Below are 8,272 nucleotides of genomic sequence, written 5' to 3' on the forward strand. Positions count from 1 at the left end.
TGGTCGCTCCTGCCCTTCGGTTCGTCCATGACGCCCGAGGGCTGGCGGGCGGCCTCCGCGCTGGCCGGGGTGTTCACGGTGCTCATCCTGGTGCGCGTGGCGACGCGGATGACCCGTTCGCTGCTGCTCGGCTGTACCGCGGGTGTGATCCTGGCGCTGGACGGGCTGCACTTCACGCTGAGCCGCATCGCCATGGTGGACATGTTCCTGACGCTGTGGCTGCTGGCGGGGTTCGCGTGCCTGGTGATCGACCGTGACGCGGCCCGGGAACGGCTGGCGCGGGTCGCGGAGTCCGGGGCGGACGTGACCCGGGTGGGGTGGTTGGGCGCGCGTTGGTGGCGCCTGGCCGCCGGACTGTGCTTCGGTCTGGCGATCGGCACGAAGTGGTCGGCACTGTTCTTCGTGGCGGCGTTCGGTCTGCTCACTGTGGCGTGGGACTACGGGGCGCGGCGCAACGTGGGGCAGCAGCGCCCGTTCTGGCGGTGGCTGGGGATCGACGCCGTCCCCGCGTTCCTGCAGACGGTCGTCGTGGCCGCGGTGGTGTACCTCGCCTCCTGGTCGGGATGGCTGTTCACCAGTGGCGGTTACAACCGCGACCACGCCGACGGCCTGCTGCCCGCGTGGGTGCCCGGGCCGCTGAGCGCGCCTCTCGAGGGGCTGGTGAGCCTGTGGGACTACCACGCCCGGATGATGAACTTCCACAACAACCTCACCAGCGACCACTCCTACATCTCCGCGCCGTGGGAGTGGCTCATCATGCGCACCCCGGTGATGTTCCACTACAACGGCCAGGCCGTGGGCTGCGGCACCGGTGACTGCGTGACCTCGATCGTGTCCATCGGCACGCCCGTCATCTGGTGGACCGCCATCATCGCCCTCCTGGTGATGATCGGCTGGTGGGTGACCTTCCGCGACTGGCGTGCCGGAGCGGTGGTGCTGGCGGTGGCCGCGGGCTGGCTGCCGTGGTTCGCCTACCCGGACCGTCCGATGTTCCTGTTCTACGCGCTGCCGATCCTGCCGTTCCTGGTCCTGGCCATCGTGCTCATGCTCGGGCTGGCCATGGGCCCCGGGGAGGAGAGCCCGCGTTTCGCCCCCTATGCGCGTGCCGTGGGCGGAATCGTCTTCGGTGTCGTGATGCTGCTGATCATCGCGCACTTCGCGTATCTGTACCCGGTCCTCTCGGCCTATCCGATCGACGAGGCGAGCTGGCGGGAACGGCTGTGGTTCGACGTGTGGATCTACGGCAACGGGGGCTCCTGACCAGTGGGGAAGCGTCGCCCGAGCGTGGCGGACCGCACCGGGTGAAGGCGGTGTTTCCGACCGCGGAGTTCGTCTCCTTTAGTACCACCGGCGTGGGAAATCAACAGTTTGGAGTAGCCGAAAGAGGACACCCGAGAACATGGATTCCTGCGGGAAAGGACTCGGCAGCGGGCACGCGTCCTGGTAATGTCAACGACTGGTTGCTGTTGTTGTTTCCATGGATGCCCGAGGCGCCTCGCGGAACTGCACGTGGGCGCTCGTCGGGGATGGTCTCGCCGATGCGGCGCCCGGCGACCCGGGGCCAGCAGGGTGCGGCCCCGAAGTAGTCCCCAAGGGAGAGCACATGGCTCAGGGCACCGTGAAGTGGTTCAACTCTGAGAAGGGTTTCGGGTTCATCGCCGTCGGTGGCGGACAGCCCGACGTGTTCGTCCACTACTCGGCGATCGCGGGTACCGGCTTCCGGAACCTGGAGGAGGACCAGAAGGTCGAGTTCGACATCATCCAGGGCCCCAAGGGCCCGCAGGCGTCTGACGTTCGCGCGATCTGATCGCCATCCGTCTTCACCGGCCCTCCGCTCGCCCGCGAGTGGGGGGCCGGTCGGTCTTCGGACACCTCGTCGTCATCGGGGCATGGTTACCCATGAGCATGGATACCGGTTAACCTGCTTGGAGCCGGTCGCATCACGAAGGGCGAGGATCGCGCATGTTCAACATCAGCGGAGGAGAGTTCATCGTCCTCCTCCTGCTCGCGGTGCTGATCTTCGGTCCCGACCAGCTGCCCAAGATGGCTCAGCAGGCGGGTCGACTGCTCCGCCAGCTCCGGATGATGGCCAACTCCGCCTCCGCCGACATCAAGGAGGGGCTCGGCCCCGAGTTCAAGGACTTCGACGTCCAGGACCTCAACCCGAAGCGCTTCGTCCAGAAGCACTTCTGGGAGGACGGCGAGGACGAGGTCGAGAGCCGTCCCGCGGCCCGGCTCAACGGCAAGCGCCCGCCCTTCGACGACGAGGCCACCTGACCGTGTTCGTCTCGGGCCCGCCGCTTCGCTTCGGCCCGCCCGTCGCCCGCCACCGACCCTCAACGGAGGCCTCCGGCGCGGACCTTGTCCATGAGCACCCTGCCGGCGCCCGAACGGTCAGCCGAAGAGCAGCAGGACGAACAGGGCCAGCCCCAGTAGGATCAGCGACCCGACGATGACGGCGGGCGAACCGACCGCGACGACCAGGATCTCCACGGCGACCGCTCCGCCCAGCGCTCCGGCCGGCCAGGGCCAGCGCGGCGCGGGTTCCCATCCGTGTCGGCGCTCACGGCTGACGCTGACGAACATGGCCAGTCCGATGAGCGCCCAGAAGGCCAGGTGCCCCAGGGCGCGCGTCTGCGGATCGACGTAGTCGGCCATGCCGCCGACCACCATCACATAGGCGACCGTCCCGAAGGCCAACCGCCAGTACCCACCGCTCCTGCGGGCGGGGATCGGCTTTCGTCGGGCCGGGGTGGTCCGGCGAAAACGCTCGGCGGCGACCGAACCGTCGGCGGGCTCCCCGGTCTCCTCCAACGGTTCCACCGTCGTGCGGGGCGGGTCGTCGGGCGGCTCCGGGGGCGAGGGCTCGTACCCTCCGACGTGCTCGGGGTCGTCCTGCTGGTAGCCGCCACTGTGGTGTGGGGAGTCGGACACGGGGGTTGCGGCCCTTCGGCTCGGTTCGGCCCCGTCCGGGGCCGGGTCGTCGCCATGTCCCTACCCGAAGGCGCCGGGGGCCAAAGCCGCCACACCGGCTCCACGCACTCCCGGGCTCCGCCACCGGCGGGGGGGGGGGNGACCCGTCCGGGCCCCTCCACCGGGGTTCATCGGAACCCTGGCACCGGGCTGATCACTGCCAGCTCCACCCAGTGTTCTGGGAGGTCTGTGCGTGCGTGGTCATGGCAACAACCTTTCGTGTGGTTCTTCAGCCCATCCCACCGACCAAGATGGCGTATCAAACCATCCGGACACAAGCCCCATGAAGGATCATTAGGATTCCCATGGAAGAGAGACCACCAAAGGTTGCAGCACCTAAGGAGAAATGGCCGATACTCTCCGTGTCATCGCAGATCAGAGCGTTTTCCATTGCGCGGACGAGGACAGAGGATACCCATTGACCAGGCAAGACAGAGCCCCGATTCAGCAAAATTGAAACGGGATCTGCGCAGGATACGAGTCGTCCACTCTTAAACCGATTCACCGCCCCCCGGGACGTCCTGGGGGAAGCAGATCGCGAATACCTGCGGCAGCGTGTCCGACCGAGCCGTGGGAGCGCTCACCCGATCACCTCCTCCCCTCGACTCCCTTCCGCCCCGCCAGTCTCTGGAACCACGTTCCGTCACTACCAACCCCGCCCTCGGGGACTGCGGGACGACCCCGACAACCATCCCGAGATCCCCTGTTTCGGACACACAAAAAATCAAATAAAAGGATGTTTTTCCGGTCCGGAACACCACGGTGCGACCACGTGACAGGAGCGCGACGGAGCTCTTGGGCCCGTTCTCCGGTGACATGACCGGGGCGCCGCGAGGTGGCTTCACTCGATTCCGCCGTAGAGCGGGCGGGGCCGCGTCCGACGGAACCGGGGGCGACCGGCGCGGCCTACTCCTCGGCGGGAGGCCGACCGAAGAGCAGGCCGGCGCTCCTGCGGGTGACGGCGAGCAGGTCGGGGTCGTCGAACAGGGCCCGCACACCGGAGGCGTCGAGGTTCCCGGTCAACGCCAGGGTCGCGATGCCGTGCACGATCGACCACCCGGCGACCACGGCCGAGGGTTTGTCCCCGCCCGCCGGGCCACCGGCGACGGAGTCCGCCCCGGTCGTGAGTTCGGCGAACGCCGCCGACCTCGCCGCCCGCAGTTCCGCGTCGTCCTCGTCCAGCAGGGTGGGCGCGAACATCACCTGGAAGTGCGCGGGGTGCTCGACGGCGAAGCGCACGTACTCCACCCCCGCCTCCAGGAAGTCGCCCCCGGCCCGTCGGTTGGCGCGCAGGCGTTCCGCCAGTTCCTGGAACCCCTCGACCGCGATCGCGTTGAGGACGCCCTCACGCGAGCCGAAGTGGTGGCGCGGCGCGGTGTGGCTGACCCCGAGGTCGGCGGCGAGTGAACGCAGGCTGAAGGAGTAGGGCCCCTCCCTCGCGATGACCTCCGCGGCCCTCTCCAGGACGGCGGCGCGCAGGTTTCCGTGGTGGTATCCGTCTGCCATGCGGTGAACTATACGTTGGAAAGTTGCCACTGCGAAGATCCTTCCGCGCCGTCGCGGGAAACCCCTCCGGACGCGGGATCGGGCGCGGAGTAGTCTGGGACCGTGCCCGGTCGCCCCGCCACAGGGGATAGCAACTTCGCCGGTGACACTCGGGGCTCCGGTCCGGAGACCGCCCGCGTCGAGGGAACAGCACCCGGACCAGGAGGCATCGCGGGGCCCGCCCCACCGGGGAACGGGCCCCGCTCCATGTCGGCCGCGTCGCGCACGGCATGACGAAGGCCCCGCCTCCCGTGGGAGGCGGGGCCTTCTGTCTGCGGTGGAGCTATGGGGATTTGAACCCCAGACCCCCTCGATGCGAACGAGGTGCGCTACCGGACTGCGCCATAGCCCCGAAGACGAGATAAAGACTAGCAGGAGTTCGGCGGTGGTCCGAACACGATCGGACCACCGCCCCCGGATCAGTCCCCGGCCGCCCGGAGATGGGCATCCGCGTACTGGTCGTAGACCTGGCTGCGGCGCTCGCGCAGAGCGATCACCTTGGCCTCCCGCTCCGCCTCGCGCCGCTGCTCCTCCTCGGCCTCCCGGCGCGCCCTGAGCGCGACACGGCGCCGCACCCTCAGCTGGGCCTCCAGGCGCTCGCTGTCGGCCTTGGCCGCCTCCCTGAGCAGGGCCAGATGACCGGACAGGAGCAGGATCGGCGGGAGCACGACCCACCACGGACCGAGACCGAACAGGACCGCCACGATCGTGGCCGCGTTCACCAGCGTCAGACCGGTGGTGCGGCGACGCCTCCGGGCGATGACCCGCGCCCGCGACTCACGGGCCGCGCGGTGCCGCCCCTCGTGGCCCCGGAGCCCGGAGCGCGGCCCCCCGGGGGGCCGCCGGCTTCCCTCCGTTCCGACGACGGGGCGCCGGAGGACCTGGGTCTCCTCAGCGTCGGGATCCCCACCGTCCTCCGGGGACACGTCCTCCTCGACGAGGGACTGGTCGCCTCCGCCCGGCTCGGACGCCTCCGGAACCTCGGCCGGCTCCCACTCGTCCCCCCGACGCTGGTCCTCGTGGACGGTGTCCACTGAGTCCTTGCGCAACAGCATCGGCACGAGGACGATGAGCCAGACCACCACGATGGCCAGGTACAGAGGAGAGCTGCTCATCACCCCTCCTCACGATGACGGCCACTGAACGTTGTTCGACACCTCGTCGACACCGCGCCGCGTGGCGCCCCCGATGACCCCGGTCCCCCCGGAGCCGATTCCCGTGAGCCATATCCACGCGTTGGCCGCATCGTCAATGCGTCTACGTTCCGCACGGTACGACCCCGTGTCCATAAATGCGCCACATTCTGACCGGAGTGTCGCAAGATTGTGGACCTTCAGTTTCGGTCGACGTGCCTTCGGTCGGGGAAGTGCAGGTCAGCGAGCCACTGCGGAGAGCAGTGTCAATTCAACGCAAAGTAATGAGTAGATCTGGTTAAAGGAGGGTTTGGACTCCGAACGCATCCTCGGCCCCGCCCCGTTCAGTTCGGTCCCGGGTGCGGGCTGGCCGGATCGCGCGGATCCCGGGTTCCGTTCGGGCCTTCCGGCCCCAAAGCGGAACCGGGGTCCGAACCGGACTCGGGGAACGGATCGGACGGATCTCGCTCGCGCCAGCGCCGGAGCAAACCGTGCGGGACCTCCTCGGCCGTGATCGCGTAGCAGATGTGGTCGCGCCAGGCCCCGTCGATGTGCAGCTGGCGTCTGCGCACCCCCTCGTCGCGGAAGCCGAGTTTGGCGACGACCCGCCTGCTCGCCCTGTTCTCCGGACGGATGTTGGCCTCGATCCGGTGGAGCCCGACACGGAAGAAGGAGTGGTCGACCGCGAGCGCGACCGCCGTCGGCGTGATCCCGCGACCGGCGTAGGCGCTGTCAATCCAGTACCCCACCTGCGCTGACCTGGCCGAACCCCAAACGATGGCGCCGACGGTCAGCTGCCCGACGAACTCGCCCCCGAAGGTGATCGCCCACGGCATGGACAGCCCTTGGCGGGCCTCCCGGCGGATGGCCTGGAGCATCGCGACGTAGGGGGTCAGTCCGGTGGTGCGCAGCGGCATCTCGGGATAGGTCGGTTCCCAGGGACGCAGCCACTCGGCGTTGCGCGACCGGGCGTCGCGCAACGCGGCGGCGTCCCGCAGTCGCAGCGGGCGGAGCGCGACCGCCCCCTCGTACAGGGTGACGGGCCACCCTTGTCTGCGATACACGACCGTCCCTCCGAGCCTCTCGGCGTCACCGACCACGGACGCGCCTTCTCCGGGCTGCGCGGCGCGCCCACCGCCGGTGGCCTCTCCCAGTATTCCACCCCAAGGGTCCGACGTGTCGGGCGTCACTCCTACGATCCGAGTTCCGGTTTCCACCTAACCCTGATAGTCGCGCACCGAAAACCGGACCAAGGTCAAGGAATTCTCCATGGACGGAATGCCCGTGATGTGATTCCGGTCATTCTTCCGTCTCATTCGGGGCGTGCGTGATCACCGCCACGCAGCTGGTCGACAGCGTGCAACAGAACCGGTTCCAGCACGTCCATGCCGTCCTTCACCCCGCCCCGTGACCCGGGCAGGTTGACCACGAGCATGCGGTGGCCGTCACGTTCGGCCACCCCGGCCAGCCCGCGCGACAGGAGCGCGGTGGGCACGCCCTTGGCCCGCCCCTGCGCGCGTAGGGCCTCCGAGATCCCGGGAATCTCGAAGGCGAGCATCGGGCGTGTCGCCTCAGGCGTCCGGTCCTGCGGGGTGAGTCCGGTGCCGCCGGTCGTGAGGACGGCGTCCGCGCGTTCCGCCAGCGCCCGGTCGATGGCCTCCGCCACGGGAGCCCCGTCCGGGACCACCCAGGGTCCGACCACCCCGCACCCCAGGGCGCGCAGCCGCTCGGCGATCACCGGTCCGGACCGGTCCGGGTACACCCCGGCCGCCGCCCGGTTGGAGGCCGTGACGACGACGACCCGCGGGCCACCGTCGGCGCGCTCACTCACCGCGCCTCCAGTGCCCCTTCTTCCCACCGGTCTTCTCCTCGACCCGCACCTGGGTCACCTCGGCCTCGGGGTCGAGCGCCTTGACCATGTCGACCAGCCCGAGCGCGGCGGTCATGACGCAGGTGAGCGCCTCCATCTCCACACCGGTGCGGTCCGCGGTGCGCACCGTGGCGGTGATGTCCACACCGTCGTCGGCCACGGTCAGGTCGACGTCGGCGCCGTGCACGGCGATGGGGTGGCACAGCGGGACGAGGTCGGGGGTGCGCTTGGCCCCCTGGATCCCGGCGATCCGGGCGACCGCCAACGCGTCCCCCTTGGGCACCTCGCCCCCGCGCAGCGCGGCGACGGTCTCCGGGCTGAGCAGGACCCGCCCGCTCGCGGTGGCGGTACGCGTACTCACCCGCTTCTCGGAGACGTCGACCATGCGCGCCGCGCCGGACGCGTCCAGGTGGGTGAAGCCGGAGGGGTGGTCGGCCCGCTCCGTTCGTGGGGTGTCGCTCATCGGTCGCCTCGTCAGCACTCGAACGTCGAGCGCGGCCCGGCCAGGCCGCGGGGACACGCGTCGGCGCGTCCACCATGACCGTACGGCACGGCGGCGGCCCCCGGTGACGCCGCCCGATCGGGACCGGGCGACGGGCTCCGGGCCGGGGTGCGTCACCCCTCAGGAAGGCGCATGACCTCCACGACCGCTCCGGCGGGCAGCTCGGTGACGTCCTCGGGCACCACCACGAGCGAATCAGCGTCGGCCAGAGCCGACAGCTGATGGGAGCCCTGCCGCACGGCGGGGGGC

General features: G+C 69.6%; 9 protein-coding genes, 1 tRNA gene and 1 pseudogene (1 of these 11 cut by a window edge). 3 read left to right on the forward strand and 8 right to left on the reverse strand.

The genetic code is table 11. The annotated features are described in order from the left end of the window. The 3 genes from D471_RS0102455 to D471_RS0102465 all read left to right on the forward strand — a co-directional run. Window positions 1–1,260, forward strand: a 1,260-nt coding sequence (locus D471_RS0102455; protein WP_017597159.1) for a dolichyl-phosphate-mannose--protein mannosyltransferase, incomplete at its 5' end; no start/stop codon positions are given. Window positions 1,261–1,603: 343 nt separating this feature from the next. Beyond that, window positions 1,604–1,807, forward strand: a complete 204-nt coding sequence (locus D471_RS0102460) for a cold-shock protein (RefSeq protein ID WP_017597160.1) — start codon at window positions 1,604–1,606, stop codon at window positions 1,805–1,807. A gap of 155 nt (window positions 1,808–1,962) precedes the next feature. Beyond that, complete coding sequence (locus tag D471_RS0102465) at window positions 1,963–2,277, forward strand: sec-independent translocase (RefSeq protein WP_017597161.1); 315 nt, start codon at window positions 1,963–1,965, stop codon at window positions 2,275–2,277. Window positions 2,278–2,394: 117 nt separating this feature from the next. Here D471_RS0102465 and D471_RS0102470 read toward each other — a convergent pair whose 3' ends face one another. The 8 genes and pseudogenes from D471_RS0102470 to glp form a co-directional block, all read right to left on the reverse strand. Then, entirely contained in the window at window positions 2,395–2,934 is a 540-nt protein-coding gene (locus tag D471_RS0102470; protein WP_017597162.1) for a hypothetical protein, read from the reverse strand. A 945-nt stretch (window positions 2,935–3,879) separates the two neighbouring features. Beyond that, the gene (locus tag D471_RS0102475) at window positions 3,880–4,479 is read right to left on the reverse strand and encodes a TetR/AcrR family transcriptional regulator (RefSeq protein ID WP_017597163.1); all 600 of its coding nucleotides are present in this window, start codon (window positions 4,477–4,479) and stop codon (window positions 3,880–3,882) included. A gap of 317 nt (window positions 4,480–4,796) precedes the next feature. Beyond that, window positions 4,797–4,870 (reverse strand) — tRNA-Ala (locus tag D471_RS0102480). Window positions 4,871–4,937: 67 nt separating this feature from the next. After that, complete coding sequence (sepX, locus tag D471_RS0102485) at window positions 4,938–5,633, reverse strand: divisome protein SepX/GlpR (protein ID WP_017597164.1); 696 nt, start codon at window positions 5,631–5,633, stop codon at window positions 4,938–4,940. A gap of 362 nt (window positions 5,634–5,995) precedes the next feature. Next, window positions 5,996–6,715 (reverse strand): GNAT family N-acetyltransferase, encoded by a 720-nt coding sequence (locus D471_RS0102490; protein WP_026127332.1) that lies wholly within the window; start codon window positions 6,713–6,715, stop codon window positions 5,996–5,998. A gap of 248 nt (window positions 6,716–6,963) precedes the next feature. Next, window positions 6,964–7,482 (reverse strand): MogA/MoaB family molybdenum cofactor biosynthesis protein, encoded by a 519-nt coding sequence (locus D471_RS0102495; RefSeq protein WP_017597166.1) that lies wholly within the window; start codon window positions 7,480–7,482, stop codon window positions 6,964–6,966. Continuing rightward, entirely contained in the window at window positions 7,475–7,984 is a 510-nt protein-coding gene (moaC, locus tag D471_RS0102500) for a cyclic pyranopterin monophosphate synthase MoaC (protein WP_017597167.1), read from the reverse strand. Before moaC ends, D471_RS0102495 begins: the two co-directional genes overlap by 8 nt. 152 nt (window positions 7,985–8,136) lie before the next feature. Further along, window positions 8,137–8,272, reverse strand: a pseudogene (gene glp / locus D471_RS32705) (molybdotransferase-like divisome protein Glp) (it continues 1,083 nt past the right edge of the window).

The sequence above is a fragment of the Nocardiopsis lucentensis DSM 44048 genome (genome assembly GCF_000341125.1).
Lineage (GTDB): Bacteria > Actinomycetota > Actinomycetes > Streptosporangiales > Streptosporangiaceae > Nocardiopsis > Nocardiopsis lucentensis.